This window comes from Streptomyces sp. BK340 (genome assembly GCF_007827595.1).
GTDB lineage: Bacteria > Actinomycetota > Actinomycetes > Streptomycetales > Streptomycetaceae > Streptomyces.
Genome location: NZ_VISR01000061.1, coordinates 1 through 14,693 on the forward strand (window position 1 = coordinate 1; position 14,693 = coordinate 14,693).

General features: G+C 68.5%; 13 protein-coding genes and 3 pseudogenes. 8 read left to right on the top strand and 8 right to left on the bottom strand.

Annotation, left to right across the window (positions count from 1 at the left end):
- Nucleotides 1-350: 350 nt before the first annotated feature.
- Entirely contained in the window at nt 351-1,334 is a 984-nt protein-coding gene (locus FB157_RS46715; protein ID WP_145887903.1) for a TIGR01777 family oxidoreductase, read from the bottom strand.
- Nucleotides 1,335-1,744: 410 nt separating this feature from the next.
- Here FB157_RS46715 and FB157_RS46720 point away from each other — a divergent pair, with 410 nt between their 5' ends.
- The gene (locus FB157_RS46720) at nt 1,745-3,394 is read left to right on the top strand and encodes a hypothetical protein (RefSeq protein WP_222441053.1); all 1,650 of its coding nucleotides are present in this window, start codon (nt 1,745-1,747) and stop codon (nt 3,392-3,394) included.
- A gap of 299 nt (nt 3,395-3,693) precedes the next feature.
- The gene (locus tag FB157_RS46725; protein WP_145887907.1) at nt 3,694-4,320 is read left to right on the top strand and encodes a hypothetical protein; all 627 of its coding nucleotides are present in this window, start codon (nt 3,694-3,696) and stop codon (nt 4,318-4,320) included.
- Between the two features lie 339 nt (nt 4,321-4,659).
- On the opposite strand, the gene FB157_RS46730 is transcribed toward FB157_RS46725, so the two are convergent.
- Together FB157_RS46730 and FB157_RS46735 are read right to left on the bottom strand one after the other, a co-directional pair.
- Complete coding sequence (locus FB157_RS46730) at nt 4,660-5,325, bottom strand: response regulator transcription factor (RefSeq protein WP_145887909.1); 666 nt, start codon at nt 5,323-5,325, stop codon at nt 4,660-4,662.
- The gene (locus FB157_RS46735) at nt 5,316-6,473 is read right to left on the bottom strand and encodes a sensor histidine kinase (protein ID WP_145887911.1); all 1,158 of its coding nucleotides are present in this window, start codon (nt 6,471-6,473) and stop codon (nt 5,316-5,318) included. The genes FB157_RS46730 and FB157_RS46735 overlap by 10 nt, the downstream gene beginning before the upstream one ends.
- 155 nt (nt 6,474-6,628) lie before the next feature.
- On the opposite strand from FB157_RS46735, the gene FB157_RS46740 reads away from it, so the two are divergent.
- Nucleotides 6,629-7,876, top strand: a complete 1,248-nt coding sequence (locus FB157_RS46740; RefSeq protein WP_145887912.1) for a serine hydrolase — start codon at nt 6,629-6,631, stop codon at nt 7,874-7,876.
- 788 nt (nt 7,877-8,664) lie between these two features.
- A pseudogene (locus FB157_RS49825) lies at nt 8,665-8,919 on the top strand (transposase); the annotation flags it as partial.
- A 192-nt stretch (nt 8,920-9,111) separates the two neighbouring features.
- Here the strand turns inward: FB157_RS49825 and FB157_RS46750 are convergent.
- The 5 genes from FB157_RS46750 to FB157_RS49345 all read right to left on the bottom strand — a co-directional run bounded on the left by FB157_RS46750 (nt 9,112) and on the right by FB157_RS49345 (nt 12,711).
- Nucleotides 9,112-10,020, bottom strand: coding sequence for an AAA family ATPase (locus FB157_RS46750; RefSeq protein WP_145887914.1), 909 nt, complete (start codon nt 10,018-10,020; stop codon nt 9,112-9,114).
- Nucleotides 10,020-11,108, bottom strand: a complete 1,089-nt coding sequence (locus FB157_RS46755) for an RNA ligase (protein ID WP_145887916.1) — start codon at nt 11,106-11,108, stop codon at nt 10,020-10,022. The genes FB157_RS46750 and FB157_RS46755 overlap by 1 nt, the downstream gene beginning before the upstream one ends.
- A gap of 452 nt (nt 11,109-11,560) precedes the next feature.
- A complete protein-coding gene (locus FB157_RS46760) occupies nt 11,561-11,890 on the bottom strand; it encodes a hypothetical protein (protein ID WP_145887918.1) in 330 nt (109 codons plus the stop codon).
- A complete protein-coding gene (locus FB157_RS48155; RefSeq protein WP_186582015.1) occupies nt 11,859-12,614 on the bottom strand; it encodes an IS5 family transposase in 756 nt (251 codons plus the stop codon). The genes FB157_RS46760 and FB157_RS48155 overlap by 32 nt, the downstream gene beginning before the upstream one ends.
- Nucleotides 12,541-12,711 carry a hypothetical protein gene (locus tag FB157_RS49345; RefSeq protein ID WP_261387068.1) on the bottom strand — a complete coding sequence of 57 codons (171 nt, stop codon included), beginning with the start codon at nt 12,709-12,711 and terminating at the stop codon, nt 12,541-12,543. The genes FB157_RS48155 and FB157_RS49345 overlap by 74 nt, the downstream gene beginning before the upstream one ends.
- Between FB157_RS49345 and FB157_RS49350 the strand changes: the two genes are divergently transcribed.
- The 4 genes and pseudogenes from FB157_RS49350 to FB157_RS49355 form a co-directional block, all read left to right on the top strand.
- Nucleotides 12,665-12,823 (top strand): hypothetical protein, encoded by a 159-nt coding sequence (locus FB157_RS49350; RefSeq protein ID WP_261387069.1) that lies wholly within the window; start codon nt 12,665-12,667, stop codon nt 12,821-12,823. The genes FB157_RS49345 and FB157_RS49350 overlap by 47 nt on opposite strands.
- Nucleotides 12,824-13,335: 512 nt before the next feature.
- A pseudogene (locus FB157_RS46770) lies at nt 13,336-13,581 on the top strand (helix-turn-helix domain-containing protein); the annotation flags it as partial.
- A gap of 170 nt (nt 13,582-13,751) precedes the next feature.
- Nucleotides 13,752-14,180, top strand: a complete 429-nt coding sequence (locus FB157_RS46775; RefSeq protein WP_186582013.1) for an SRPBCC family protein — start codon at nt 13,752-13,754, stop codon at nt 14,178-14,180.
- A gap of 160 nt (nt 14,181-14,340) precedes the next feature.
- A pseudogene (locus FB157_RS49355) lies at nt 14,341-14,568 on the top strand (IS630 family transposase); the annotation flags it as partial.
- Between the last annotated feature and the right edge of the window lie 125 nt (nt 14,569-14,693).

Below are 14,693 nucleotides of genomic sequence, written 5' to 3' on the forward strand. Positions count from 1 at the left end.
CCGACGAGGCCGTCCTGCCCACCGAACTCACCGCATAGCCTCAAAACGAGATCGCCGAGTGGCCGTCGATACACCACTCCAGCGGACGTGACCCGGCCGCCCTGCTGTCCCGGTAACGAACCAAGATCAGCGGGTCAGGTGAACAGCCGAGGTTAAACACCAAGCTAAAGGGCACTCCACGGCGTTGCAGCGGCTCGGCGCCGGATGAGGGCGAGCCGTCGCCGCCTGCGCATTGATCAGCGGGTGGCGCCGGTGCGGCCTCCACCCTGGCCGGCACGGCTGCGCTCGTACTCCCGCTACTCACCGGCTTTGTCGAGCAGTAGTGGCTCTGGTCTGCTTCTTGTGGTCGTCTACACAGCGTGGCTCGATTCACGGGCCCGCCTCGCTGCCGCACGAACCAGTCTGGCCCGCTCTACGAGGGACGTCGCGGCGCTCTCCCACTCGGGATACGCGAAGGTGAACCCGGCTGCGCGCAGCCGGCCCGGCACTACCCGACGGCTCTTGAGCAGCAGTTCCGTGTCCGAGCGCAGTGCGAACCCCCCCAACTCGGCCATCCAGCGCGTCGCTGGCAGCCCTACGGGGACGCCCCAGGCCGTGCGCAGCGCCCGCATGAAGTCGCGGTGCGGAAGGGGGCCGGGCGAGGCGAGGTTCACCGCACCCTCGAGGTCGTCCCGGGTGATCAGGAACTCCACTGCTCGCACGAAGTCCTCGTCATGGATCCAGGAGACGTACTGCTTGCCGCCGGCTACCGGACCGCCCAGCCCGAGTCGCGCCAGCCGCGACAGTACGTCGAACACACCGCCCCGATCCGGGCTCATGACCATCGCCGAGCGCAGCGCCACCTTGCGGGTCGCGGGAGTCGGCGCCTCGGCCTGCGCGCGCTCCCAGTTCTTCGCGATCTCAATGCTGTGGGCCCAGCAGTCCGGCACCCCGGCCTCCGAGCCTCCGATTACTCCGGTCGCCTCGTCGTGCGCCGCGTCGAAGCGGTGGGCGTAGACCGTCGCCGTACTCATCTGCAGCCAGACGCGCGGTGGCCGCGTGGCGGCGGCGGTCGCCTCGCCGACCACCCGCGACGACTCCACTCGGGAGTCCATCATGGCTTGCAGGTTCTCGGCGGTGTAACGGCAGGAGACGCTGCGCCCGGCCAGGTTGATCACGACGTCGCAGCCGTCGATCGCCGCTGCCCAGCGGCCGAGCGTGGCTCCGTCCCATCCGATGTGGTGCGCCCGCACGGGACGTCGGGTCAGTACCGTGACCTCGTGGCCGGCCGCCGTCAGCGCGCGGTCGAGAATCGTGCCCACCTGTCCGGTTCCCCCGGGCAGCACTACCTTCATCGAACCCCCTCGGCTTCGCTCGACCTCAGCGTAGCCCTTCTTTTTGAACGCGTTCAACTTGGGAGTCCGGTGCACGTCAGGGCGAGGCGGGTTGCACCCCGAGTTCCTCGGCCACGCAACGGATCACGGGCTTCGGCTCGGCGGTCCGGCATAGCCGCACCGCGCGCTCACGCAACTCCAGCGGGTCCTCGGGTAGGCAAGTCAGGGTTCCTCTCATGGGGCCCGTCTGACCTGCTGTCACCTCTCCCTGTATCTCGGGGAAACCTCAGCTCAGGCCAAGTCGGCCGGAAGCGCACTAAAGGCGCGCATTCCGGCATCTCGGATTCAGGAGCACACTCAGAGAACTCCCCTGGTGATGGCCTGTAGCGCCTGCGGGCCATCACCAGTCATCGCCCTTAACATGCGAGGGGATGGAAGAAAATTCACCAAGTGGCACAAATCATACCCAGGGCGGCACAAAGATCTGGGTGGTGGCAGCCGGTATCAGCTTGGCTCTGGCGGCATCCCTCACTCTGGCCAACGCCTTGGGCGCAAAACCCGGCCGGGCAGCGACCCTCATCGGTGTCCTGGTCGGTCTGACCGGTTTTCTGGGGTCCGTCACCCAGCTTCTGCGGGACAAACTGGCCGAGGTGCCTCGGTGGCAGCGCGCCATGTACGCAGTCGTGATCGGTTGTGTCTTTGCCGGCGGGGTCGTGGTACTCCTGCGCTTCCAGGCCCCACCGCCCCCGCTGCACCGGCTGACCGGTCCTCAGGACGTGGCCGTGGTCGGCTTCAAGGACCGTGGCTCCGGGCAAGACCAGCAGCTTTTGGACGATGTCTCCTCGACCTTTGCCCAAGCCCTGAGCAAGGCCCTGCCCAAGGGCACAGTCGTACACGACTACGCAACGCAGTACGATCTTCCGCTGACCGAACTGCTCCACGGCGATCACCGCCGCCTCGACAGCCGCACCCGGAAGTTTGTCGGCCAGTCCAACGCCGCCATCCTCGTCGGCGGCATCGTCACCCCAGGTTCCGGCGGGCAGATCAACGTGCGCCCAGTGGTGTATGTTCGCGCCGACCAGGTGCCCGACGCCCCCGAACTCGCCGGCTGGTACACCAGCGCACCGGTCCCCGCGGACCAGAGCCTTGGCCTTGCCCACAGCCGGGGCGCCCTGGTGGCCGAGTTGGTCCGGCAAGCCAGCGGTCTTGCCCAGTTCACCTCCGCTCTAGACGCCTGGCACTCAGGCCGTACCACCGAAGCCGTAGCCGGCTTCGCCCGGCTGCTGCCCGGCAAAGGGACGTCGGACCTGGACTCCGGCACCGGATTCGTCACCTCGGACCTTGTGCACCTGTTCCGGGGCCACGCCCTGGAACAGACCACTATCAACGGGCAGGCGGCTTCGCGTTCCGTGCTGGAGGCCGCCGGCGCCGACTACCGGGCCATCCCGGCGAACTCTCCCATCCGGCTCCGGGCACAGCTCAGCCTGGCCGGCAACATTTATCTGCGTGCAGTGACAGCGACGGACTGCGCTCCCGGAGCCCTGCGTGACTCGGACATCGCCGGCGTCACCTCCACCCTCCGGCGGCTGATGTCCGACGCGAACTTCACCACGCTGGGCCGTCTCAAAGCCGCGGTCAACCTGGCCCAGGTGGAGTATTGCCGGATCAATGCTGGTCTCACCAGCGACGACGGCACCATCGATGCCGTTGTGCGGCGGGTCCGCGCCGCAGGGCCCGGCGAAGGTGTTCGCGAGCTGAAGGCGCTAGCCGCCTCCATCGCCGCCCAGCGGGAGGCGGACCGAGGGCGCCTGGAGGCCGCGATCTCCGGCATCCGGCAGGCACTCGCGCTGGAGAGCCATTTCGTCGTGCGCGCCCAGTGGCTGGGATGGCTGGCCGCCTGGGCCTTCGCTCGGTGTGACCTGGTCACCGGAGACCAGGCCGCGCGGGATTCTCTCGACCAACTGCGTAACGCATTCCGCACCGGTGCCGCGAGCCGACAGGACTACGAGGCGGACCGCAAGTACCTCGACCAGCAAAGGAACCAGGCCCGCGCGCAGTGCGGGTCTGGCAGCCCACGGTGAGCACATGAAAGGAAACCCTGATGAAGCGTCGACAACTAGTCGGATGTCTGGTGCTACTGTCCATCGCCGCCGCTGGATGCGGTTCGGCGACTCAGGACGCCACACGTCGAACGAACACGACAACACGAAGCGCAGTGGAGAGCCGACAAGCCGCAGGCGCACGCACACCCAAGCCGCGCAAGGGCCCGAAACTGCAGGGGAAGTTCAGAAACCTCGCGGCAGGCGACGGCGACGCCCCCGAATGTAAGCGGGATCTGTCCACTCTGCCTGCGGGGTTCGCCACCTCGCCCGCTGTATGGATGAGCACAATCAAAGGCCCCAGCAACCTCGTGTTTACTCGCGAGAACGCGCTGTGCCTGCACGGCTTCACGGCCGAGCGAGCGGTCACCGTCACCGTCTCCGACGGCCGCCACAGCTACACCACCACCGCACAGCCCACCGCCGGCAAGCTCACCTTCGACCGGTACGAGCCTCCGGAGTCGCTCTTCAACGGTGCGCGGTTGCGGGTGTACGACATCGGCAGCGGCGTGATGCAAAGTGAAACCTGGGACTTCGTCCCGCAGTCCGCCGCCCGTGAAAGCCTGGCGGCAGCGGGCCACTTCACCATCAGCGCCACCCAGGGCAGCACCACCGCCTCGTACAAGCAGTCGGTTGCCGTACCGACGAACCCGGAACGGGCACGACTGCGCGGTGAGAGCAAGCGCCGACTGGTCGTCGACGGCTTCAAGCAGGGAGACACGATTCCCATCGGGCTCTACCGCCTGGCTGCCGGGGCGAGCGACCAGGCGACCCTCGTCCGACAGCTCGGCAGCGTCGTGATGCCCCGCTCGCGCACCGCCGTCTTCGCCGTCCCGCAATCGGCGGCGAGCAGTACATACTGCGTCACGGTACCCCTGGCTACGCAGTACAACTGCCCGTCTTTCTGATCCTCTGGTCGGGGTGTAGACGATCTCGACGTTTTGTTCGCCGCTGCCCACGTCGCGACCCGCTGCGCCGAGGTCCATGTCCTGGATCCGAGTGGCCAGGCGCTGCGGTACAGCATGGCGGGTCGACCTGGGGCCGGATTACAAGAGGCAGGGGAGCTAGTCACCTGCGGGGACGTCTCAGGTTCTCCTGCGAGGACAGCAGCCCGAGTACCGCGTGCTCTCCGTGGTGCTTGCGCCACCGTTCGGCCAGTGCTCGGTCGGTGAACTTCCCTCGGCCCGGATCGCTCGACGTGGTCAGCTCGATCGCATCCCATCCGCCAGCTTCTGAGGCTTGATTACTCAAAAGGGGCTGGGTTTGGTGCCGCCGTGGCGTCGGAGGTAGGCCAGGACGGCGCGGACCCGGCGGTGGCCACTGTCGCCGGCTGACAGGCCGAGTTTGAGGAAGACGCTGCCGATGTGTTTGTGGACGGCGTTGTCGGTGATGAAAAGCCGCTGGGCGATGGCGGCGTTGTCGTGCCCTTCCGCCATCAGAGCCAGGACCTCGCGTTCGCGAGGGGTGAGGGCGTCGACGGGATCGCCGCGGACGGCGAGGAGCTGGGCGATGACCTCGGGGTCCATGGCGGTGCCGCCAACGGCCACGCGGCGCAGCGCGTCGGTGAACTCAGCGATGCGGCTCACCCGATCTTTGAGCAGATAGCCGATGCCGCCGCGAGTGTCGGAGAGGAGGCGGCCGGCGTATTCCTGCTCGACGTACTGGGACAGGACCAGGACGGGAAGCCCGGGGCGATCACGGCGGGCTCGGAGGGCGGCGCGGATGCCCTCGTCGCGGAAGGTCGGGGGCAGCCGCACGTCGACGATGGTGACGTCCGGGCGGTGAGTCTCGACGGCGGCGAGGAAGCCGGGGGCGTCATCCCTGATCGCGGCGACCTCGAAGCCCTGGGAGCCCAGCAGGAGTTCGAGTCCGGAGGACAGCAGGACGTTGTCCTCGGCGATGACTACACGCACGGCAGCTCCACAGTGATGGTGGTCGGGCCGCCCGGCGGGCTGCTGATCTTCATGGTGCCGTCCAGGGCGGCGGCGCGGCGGCGAATTCCGTTCAGGCCGCTGCCTCGGGATGCGTCCGCCCCGCCGGTCCCGTCGTCGGTGATCTGTGCGGACAGCATCGCGCCGTTGCGGGTGACGTGGAGGGCGGCCTTGGCGGCGCGGCTGTGCCGGGCGATGTTCGCCAGCGCCTCGGTGACGGCGAAGTAGGCGACCGCTTCGACCGCGGCAGGGACCTCACCGAGGTCGCCGATGTCGATACGGGTCGGCACGCCGGCCCTGTCGGCCAGGGCGCCGAGCGCGCCGACGAGACCCTGGTCGGCCAGGACCGGCGGGTAGATGGTGCGGATGACGGAGCGCAGCTCGGTCATGGCCGCCTCGGTCTCGGCCTGGGCCTGCCGTACGAGCGCGGCGGCCGCGTCCGGGTCCTGCGGAAAGCTCTCTCCGGCCACGGCAAGCCGTATGGCGATGGCCACCAGCCGGGCCTGGGTGCCGTCGTGCAGATCGCGTTCGATCCGGCGCAGTTCCGCGCCGTGCGCCTGAAGGACGTCCGTGCGCGTCCGGGTGAGCTCGGTGACGCGCGCGGCCAGTTGTTCCGCGGGAGACGGTGCCAGGACTGCCAGGCAGCACCGCGCGTGCACCCGGGCGAGCGGTGGCAGGGCGATGGCCGCCAGCGCCGCAAGGAGCAGGAGTTGCGCCAGGTTGATCGTCAGCGCGGAGGCCCAGCTGTTGATACGGACATCGAGCAGCAGCAGCCGTGGCGGATCCGACGTGGGAAAGGCCCACCACCCCACGGTGACGACAAGGGTGAGGAGCAGGTTGCCCAGGCACAGCAGGGCGAGTGTGCCCGCGGGCAGGCCGGTGGCCACCTGAGCCACGAGCCACGCAAGGTCGCGGCGGAGGGCGCGCGGGCGCGGCTCCACCGGTCGGCCCAGCAGCGCCCCGGCGCGCCGGCGGTCGCGCTCCGCCCAGGGAGCTGCCAGCGACGGTACGCACAGCAGTGGCGCCGCCACGAGCGTCAGCGTAGCGGTCATCAGGGTGCCGAGCAGGTAGCGTCCGCTGCGCCCGGTCCGGACCGACCATGCGCGGGCCTCGCCGATCACGCCGTGCACCGGTTCTCCTTCGTCTTTCGTGCGGGACCGGGAGCGGCCCCCAGGCGCGTCACGGTACGTGCCGGGCGCCCCTGCGGCACTACAGCCACCTGTAGTTTTCCATCGGCCGCCTGTGGTAGCGACACGCAACTCGACGCCTGCCTAGCGTGTGATTCATGAGACCCACAACCCCGGCCTCCGCGCCGCAGAACGGCCCGTCCCAGCAACGTCACCCCCGGATCGGCCGACGGTGGCTGGCCGTCGCTGTGGCCGCAGTCGGCGCAGCGAGTGTGGCCATAGCCGTCCAGCCCTCGGACGGCGCGACCGCGAAGTCCGCGCCCGGCTACCAGCAGGACGACCTGCACCGGGACACCGATGTCATCCAGGCGCTGGGGATCACCGGCGTCCAGGCGCGGGTGGCCACCACCTCCGGCCGGGATCTGGTGGGCACCGCCGGCGTCGCCGTGGCGGGCGCGAACCGCCCAGTGCCCCGCGGCGGCTACTTCCGGATAGCCAGTACCGGCAAGGCGCTCATGGCCACGGTGATCCTTCAGTTGGTCGACGACGGCAAGCTGTCGCTGGACGATACGGTGGACCGCTGGCTGCCCGGTCTGATCGACGGCAACGGCAATGACGGACGGAAGATCACCGTGCGCCAGCTGCTGCAGAACACCAGCGGCCTCCACGACGACCTTCCCGGCTACGACACCGCGCACCAGTACTACCAGCACCGCTACGACACCTACACCCCCGAGCAGATCGTCGCTCGGACGATGAAGCACCACCCGGACTTCCAGCCCGGCACCGGCTGGAGCTACTCCAACACTGGCTACGTCGTCCTCGGCATGATCGTCGAGCAGGCCGCCGGGCACCCATGGCAGGAGGAGGTTGAGAGCCGGATCCTGAAACCGCTCGGCATGAACCACACCTACCTGCCGGGCACCACGTCCACCCTTCGCCGCCCGCACGCCGACGGCTACCAGGTCTTCGCCTCCGGCGAACGGACGGACGTCACCGAACAGATCGTCCCCGACCTCGGCGGCTATGTCTCCACCACGGCGGACGTCAACCGCTTCTTCCAGGGACTGCTGGGCGGCAAACTGCTGTCCGAGGCGCGCATGGCCGAGATGCAGGACACCGTCCCGGTCCCCAAGCCGTTCGAGGCGTTCTGGCCCGGCGGACGCTACGGCCTCGGCTTGGTCAACCGCCCCCTGAGCTGCGGCGGCAGCTACTGGAGCCACGAAGGAGGCGAAGCCGGCTACATCACCCTGAACGGCGCCACCGACGACGGCAGCCGCACCGTCACCGTCTCCATGTCCACCAGCTTCAACGACCTCCATAAAACAATCCGTCAGCAAAAGGCCGCCAGCGACCTCGTCGACCACGCGCTGTGCGACACCTCCGGCAACAGGCAGGGAAAGTAACCGCCCAGGCCGCTCGTGCCGACTCCGCGTCACCACAAGCCGCTCCCGGCAGCGGCACTGGCTGTCACGGGCGGTGGCGGGCGTCCATGTCGAGGTTCACTTCTCCGTACCGGCGGACAAGGGACCAGAACAGCGGAGTCAGGGGTTCGGCCCACTCCGGTTGTGACAAGGACCTCCGCTGACCGGTTGCGTCAAGCCGGAGACAACCGAGGGAGCGCTTGAGGTGTGGCCGACTCCCAGGGGCGAAGCGCCGAGCGAGCAGCGGCATCAGTCCTGCTGATATGCAGTGAACCAGACGGCGTTGGACGTGATCGCGACCGCGGCTTCAGGATGACCGCATGACCGTTTCCTCTGCTATCGCCTCCTTCGCCGTAGTGGCAGGCATGCTTACCATCATGCCGGGACTGGACACCGCTCTGGGGCTACGCTCCGCCATCACCCTGGGCAAGCGCCGGGCCTTCGCGACGGCGCTGGGGATCCTCTGCGGGGGGCGTGGCCTGGCAGCGCCGCGGCGATACCGGCCGGGGTGCGGCCGCCGATGAACCAGGCGAGCGATACCCACCCGTTCTCCTCGTTCCACACCTTCAGTTCGTAGTGCGGCGGGTGCCTCTCGTTGGGGAACCAGGTGGGTTCGGAAGCGTGGGCGCGGGGGAGTGCGGGCGCCCGGCTGGCCAGGTGTCGAACGGCAGCTGCGGCGCCTTCGGCCGGCCCGAGCCGGCGTCGGCCCGGTGGACCCGGGTCGGCAGCGCGGACCGGTCGGTGGTGAGGTGCTCCCAGACTTCGGCCCGCAGGCATCCTTTGCCGCCCTCTGCGGCGTCAGCCCGGTGGAAGCATCGGCTGGAAAGACCCAGCGCCGCAGGCTCAACCGCGGCGGCGACCGCCAGGCCGATTCAGCGCTCTGCACCATCGTCATCGCCCACCTGCGCTGAGACACCCGCGCCCGCTTCTACGTGGAGCGACGCGTCACCGAGGGCAAAACACGAAGCGAAGCCATCCGAGGCCTCAAGCCCACGTGGCCAGCGAGTTCTACCAGGCCCTCCTGACATCCAGGAGGCAACCCCCGGCACCAGCCCCTGCCGGCGAACAGCCGCGTCGAGCACGTCGGTCTTGAGCTTCTGCCACAGGCCGTTGATGTACTCGTACTGCTCGCAAGGGCGCCGCGCCGGGACGTGCCGCCCGGCGCGGCGCGGTGTTGGGGGAGTGAAACGGCGGTTGAGGTGCGAGTGTTCGCGGGGTCAGAAGTTGCCGTCGGCGACCTGGAGGACGGTCAGGCCGATGGCCCGCCAGGCCTGGACGACCTGACTGCGGTCATCGAGCACACAGACGACGTCAAACGTGTCTCGTACGTGGGCGTCGAAGAGTTCGATCTTGACGATCGAGTCCTTCCGGGAGTCCCCAGTCGGCCGCATGAACGGACCCGCGAACGGGACGTCGACGTGCTCGGTCAGCCAGGCCTCGGTCGCCTCGCGGCAGCTATCGGTGCGGCCTGAGAGGAACACGATCTGGTTGCCCGCCGCGTGCAGCGCCCGTACAACCTGGACGACTGGCGGGTTCGGCACGTCCTCGTGTACCCGCGTCTCGTCGAACGGGCTGCGGCCCGTCATCAGGGCGACCGTCCCGTCGATGTCCACGAGGACCGCCTTGAGACTGCCGGGCTTCGGCTCGTATGCCCGCCCCACCGGCGCGACCGCCGGGCTTTCCTCGGGCAGCGGCAGTGGTGTGGGCTTGCCCTCTAGGTAGCGTTGGTGGAGGTCGCGGATGACCCCTTCTCCCACGGAAGCCGCGCGGGCCTCATCCCGATCAAGGCAGGTGGCAAGCGGGACATGGGTGAAATCGTGCACGCACAACCCGGCACCGGCCTGGTCCGCAAGGCGGGCCAGGTCACGGGCGACGCGCTGCGGCAGATTGGTGTCATCGCAGACCACGTCATAACCGCGGCGCAGGAGATCGAGGATCGCAGCGTCCCGGGCGGCCATCACGCGCTTCTCGGTTACGCCCTTGATGTGCTCGCCGGAATCGAGCATGGCCCGCAGGTCGTCGCGGTTGACGCGGGCCCGGCCACCACGGTTTTCGGCCGTCCAGGCGCGCGCCCAGGTGGTCTTGCCGCTGGCGGGCAGGCCACGGGTGAAGTGCAGAGTGGGCATCAGGAGTTGTCCTCGGTGTTGGGGTTGACGGGCCGCAGGTCGCCCTCGGGGCGCAGGGTGTGCCAGATCCGGGCCGACGGGTCACGGCCGTCCAGGAGCTGGAACAGCCAGGCGCGCAGCGGCGAACGGCTGGCAAGCGCGGCGTAGTCCTTGCGCGTCCACCCTTCGGCCAGCGCGTCGAGGATGCGCCGGTGCTGAGCACTCGCCTCGGTGAGGATCGCGTCGCGCTGCGCGGTCAGGTCGGCTGCGACGTCCTTGACCCAGCCGTGAAACTCATCGGGCAGCCCGTCACAGATCTCGGCGGTGGTGTCGCCCGCGCCGAGGCGCTCCCAGACCGCCCGGGCGTTGAGGCCGGTAATGATCCGGTGCAGCGCCACGTAGTCGTCCTGCTTGATCTTGATCATGGAGTCGTCGTGGCCAGGGAAGCGCAGGACGAAGCCTTCGGCGCCCGGGCGCGGCGCAGCGGCCAGCGCCTCGGCGAGCGTTGCGAAGTCGAAGGTGCCTACTCGGGGCCCGTCCCACGGGAGGTCCTCCGCGGGGACGGGCGCTCCCGTCGCGAGATCGACACCGCCCAGCAGTACGAGGTCGTCCATGGTCCCGTAGTCGCAGACGATTCGGTTCTCCGGGAAGATGATCTCGAAGAGGTAAGTGACACCAGGCTTGATCGTGGCAGTGGCCGCGTAGCGCTCCTGCCAGACCTTCGTTGCGTGCAGGGCCTGGTCCGAGGCAAAGGAGCCCCGGGTGGCGATCGCGTAGCCGCCGCCAGGCACCGAGTAGAGAATGCCCAGCGAGCCGTCGAGCTTGTCAGTGACCACGACTGGGTCGTCCAGACCGAAGGTGCCCTCGGGGTGCTCTGAGTAGTTGAAGAACTTGGCGTACGGCCGGGCCAGGATCCGCCCCTGGCGGTCGATGACGAGCCCGCGGCACTGCCGGGTGACCTGGTTCCACTCGCGCTCGAACTGTGCCTTCTCGGTGTAGTTGAGGATGCGCAGCGGCAACGTGGGGTGGGTCTGCTCACGTACGAAGCCCTCGTCGAGGCAGCGCGCGAGCAGGCCGGGGTCGAACAGGTCATCTATGTGGGAAAGCATCGTGGTCTCTCCTGACGAGGGGCGGAAGGGCTGATCATGCCTGGACGCCTGTGGGAGGCGCCTTCGGTTTTCTCAGTGCGGATCATGGCGGGCTCTCGGCTGAGAGGTCGCGCGGTGGCGAATCCTCGGAACGGCCAGCTCCCGGGAGGCGGGGTGTTCTCGCCGTAGGTTGCTGATGTCGTCGCGCAGCTCCATGCGGCGTACTGCAACGCCTCGAACTCGACTGCCATGTGGGGTTCCTACGGTGAAAGCGGATATGGTGCGCTGCGTCCCTGCCTGTCAGGTAGGACAGGCCGCGTGTGGTCAGACAGAGGCGAGCGTCGGCTCGCCGCACCGACGACGAGTGCCGAGAAGCGTGTGCAGCATGGTCGCGGTACGGGAGAGCTGCCCGTGGGTTCCTCATCGGTGACAGAGCCGGCCGGTGGGACGGTCCCGGGCCGTTAGGCCGTGTTTTAGAAGTCGGTGATCTGGCTGGTTGGCCGTCCGGGATGGTGGCGGGCGGCCATCCAGATGGTGAGGTCGCGGGCGATGTCGTTGATGCTGGTTGAGCTGGTCACCTCGTGCTCGTTGTGGGTGGTGTCGCGGAGGACGACCTCGTAGCCGCCCTCCTCCAGAACAGCGATGGAGGCGAACCAGAGGGGGTCGTCATCGTCCGGCTGGACGACGATGGAGGTGTTGTCCGAGTCGTTGAGGTCGCTGATCATCATGAAGAGCGCGTCCTCCGACGGGTCGTCGATGCGGTCGCCGTTCTCACTGTCGGCGACGTAGTAGCGGGCCCCCATCTGCGATGTCTCCCCTCGCCCGTTCTCGCTGGCCGCGGTCAGCATGGCATGCGGGAGTGACAGCCCTGGTGGTCAAAGCCATTCGCCGATCGCGGCGACCAGCACGGGCCGGGCGGCGGGTCATGAGCAGGGTCATCGACCAGTAGACCATCGCTTCGGCGCTGGTGGTGCGGCGCTCGAAGTCGCGCACCAGGCGGCGGCTTCGCATCAGGTGGGCGAAGAGGCTCTCGACGATCCACCGCTTGGGCAGCACCACGAAGCCGCGTAGGTCGTCGCTGTGTTTGACGATCGTCAGGACCAGGGCGAACGTGGCCAGGCAGTGCTCGACGAGGCTGCCCGTGTAGCCGTCGTCGGCCCAGACCAGTTCCAGGCGATGGTGGGCATTGGCGACCTGCCTGAGCACGATCTGGGCAGCGGTGCGGTCGCCGACATCCGCAGCGGTGACCATCACGCCCAACAGCAGACCGAGGATGTCGACCACGACGTGCCGCTTGCGGCCGTTAATGAGCTTGCCTCCGTCGAAGCCGCGGCTGTCCGTGCCGACGACGGCGTCCGCCTTGACGGACTGCGAGTCGATCACCGCGGCCGTCGGCTGCGCGTCCCGCCCCAGCTCCGCGCGGACCCGCGCGCGCAACCGGTCGTGGAACTCCTTAACCAGGGCATTGTCGCGCCAGCGGCGGAAGAACGCGTAGATGCGGTCCCACGGCGGAAAGTCGACGGGCATCGCCCAGCCACTTGATCCCGTTGTCCACGAGGTACCGGATCGCATCGAGCATGGCCCGGTGGCAATACGCCTCCGGCCAGACGCCTCGGCCGCGCATCCAGCCCGGCGTCGGCAGCAGCGGCAGGATCCGGGCCCACTCCGCGTCCGTCATGTCCGTCGGATACCGCCGCTCACGCATCGGGGTGTCGGCGGCGTTCCCGAACCGGTGAGGTAGACAGTCACACGCGAGAGTGAGCAAGGTGGACGCCGTCTCGGCGGTGGCATACAACGGCAACAACAGGGCTTCCTGGAAGGCGAGTTGGCGTAGACACCCTCCGAGCTACCAAGAGACCCTGTTCCCATGCCCGGCACCGGCCGCAATAACCCGATCGAGTGTCCTGCCGGACTGCGGCTGTCACATCATGGGCCGTTGACGAGCTGGGATGCCAGGTCGTATGCGACCGCGGAGGCTCGGAGTTCTCAAGCGACCTGGCGGAAGTCTCGTTCGCGATAGAGGCGGGCCACGGCCATGGAGACATCGATGTGGCCCGCCATGCCGTCTGCTGATCGCAGCCGTTTCAGCCTTGGTTTCCGGGCTGGAGCCTCAGCTGTTACTGAGCTTCAAAGCGTGGTGTCGGTATGGGCTGACGGCCCATGATCCCTGCGGTATGCCGACTGCGTGAGGTGTGCGCAAGGGGGCTGGCTGACCGACGAACGGCGAGCCTTCCGCGAGAAGTTGAGAATGGAGGCGGCCGGGCGGTTCGCCCTGGGCGAGGAGAACGCGGTCATCGCGCACGACCTGCGGGTCAGCGTCCGGTCGGTACAGCGCTGGCGCAGGACCTGGGCCCAGGACGGGCCGAGAGCCCTGGCCTCGAAGGGACCTGCGTCATCGCCGCTGCTCAGTGACGAGCTGTTCGCGGTGCTGGAGCAGGAGCTGGCCAAGGGGCCGGTGGCGCACGGCTGGCCGGACCAGACCTGGACCCTGTCAATCTCCGCCGCTGTCCTCACCCTGGAGCGTCAGCGCTGAAAGCGCTCACTGTCGAGCCGCGGAACGGCGCAGCGAAGGCTCGAACCGGCACTCTGGCAGACGTGCTGAGTAAAGGTCACCGCGTGAGGGGCCGTACCGTGGGGGACCTGGCTTCGAAGAAGGGAACACGAGTGCGGTACCAGGTGACGGTGAATGTCGCGGCGGCGTCGGAGCGGGTGTGGGCGGTGCTGGCCGACGTCGAGGGCTGGCCTCGCTGGACGTTGTCGAAGGCGGGCGTGCGGCTCCTGTCCGAGGGCCCGGTGGTGGTGGGAAGCGAGGCGGAGGTCCGGCGGCCCAAGCTGGGGCCCGAGGTGTGGCAGGTCACCGCGATGGAAGCCGGGCGCGGCTTCGAGTGGCGCTCCCAGAACCCGGCGTTCACCACGATCAGCACGTACCGGATCGAGCCGCTGGGTGCGGACCGGTCCCGGGTAGTGCTCGGCCTGCAGCAGAAGGGGTTCATGGCGCCGCTGCTCGCACTGCCGTACGGCAGGTTGACCCGCCGGTACGCCGACATGGAGGCGGCCGGGCTGAAGCGGTACTGCGAGGCGCAGGACCGCTGAGAGGTGCGGGGCCGGAGCCCCGCACCTCCCCGGCCGCGAAAGGCCCGAACTCGTCTCGGACTTGACGGCTGTTTTGTTCGGGTTCCGACACTTGCGTTGGATCGGTTGATCGGTAGGACGGCGAAGCGTTGGGCCGTGGGCAACCGGGCATTGGAACCGGTGGTCGACACCCATCGAGGCGCACTTCGGACCGCTGCGGCAGTTCACCCTCGCCAGCTCCAACCACCCCAACCACACGGTCCGGACCCGCGCGCTGCACGCCTACCTGCGCTGGAGCAACGCCAACGCCCGCCACCCCGATGTCCTGGCCGCCCAACGCAGGGAACGCGCCCGCATCCGCAGCGAGAAAGGCATCCGATGGGGAGGCAGGCCCGTCCTCGCCACGTGACCAAACAAGCCGGCAAACCTATGCGGTCTCGGCACTAGGCCCTGTCGTCAAATTCCCGTCTGCCCCACGACGCCTGGCACGCACTCTCGCCGCACCGGGCGAAAGCCCAAGTACGTCCAGTACGA

What these genes read in the sequence shown, in the direction of transcription:
- FB157_RS46760 (WP_145887918.1), bottom strand. Translation starts at nt 11,890, where the DNA reads ATGGGGGCCCGCTACTACGTCGCCGACAGTGAGAACGGCGACCGCATC.
- FB157_RS46715 (WP_145887903.1), bottom strand. Translation starts at nt 1,334, where the DNA reads ATGAAGGTAGTGCTGCCCGGGGGAACCGGACAGGTGGGCACGATTCTC.
- FB157_RS46755 (WP_145887916.1), bottom strand. Translation starts at nt 11,108, where the DNA reads ATGCTTTCCCACATAGATGACCTGTTCGACCCCGGCCTGCTCGCGCGC.
- FB157_RS46740 (WP_145887912.1), top strand. Translation starts at nt 6,629, where the DNA reads ATGAGACCCACAACCCCGGCCTCCGCGCCGCAGAACGGCCCGTCCCAG.
- FB157_RS49345 (WP_261387068.1), bottom strand. Translation starts at nt 12,711, where the DNA reads ATGCGCGGCCGAGGCGTCTGGCCGGAGGCGTATTGCCACCGGGCCATG.
- FB157_RS46725 (WP_145887907.1), top strand. Translation starts at nt 3,694, where the DNA reads ATGAGCACAATCAAAGGCCCCAGCAACCTCGTGTTTACTCGCGAGAAC.
- FB157_RS49350 (WP_261387069.1), top strand. Translation starts at nt 12,665, where the DNA reads ATGGCCCGGTGGCAATACGCCTCCGGCCAGACGCCTCGGCCGCGCATC.
- FB157_RS46720 (WP_222441053.1), top strand. Translation starts at nt 1,745, where the DNA reads ATGGAAGAAAATTCACCAAGTGGCACAAATCATACCCAGGGCGGCACA.
- FB157_RS48155 (WP_186582015.1), bottom strand. Translation starts at nt 12,614, where the DNA reads ATGCCCGTCGACTTTCCGCCGTGGGACCGCATCTACGCGTTCTTCCGC.
- FB157_RS46750 (WP_145887914.1), bottom strand. Translation starts at nt 10,020, where the DNA reads ATGCCCACTCTGCACTTCACCCGTGGCCTGCCCGCCAGCGGCAAGACC.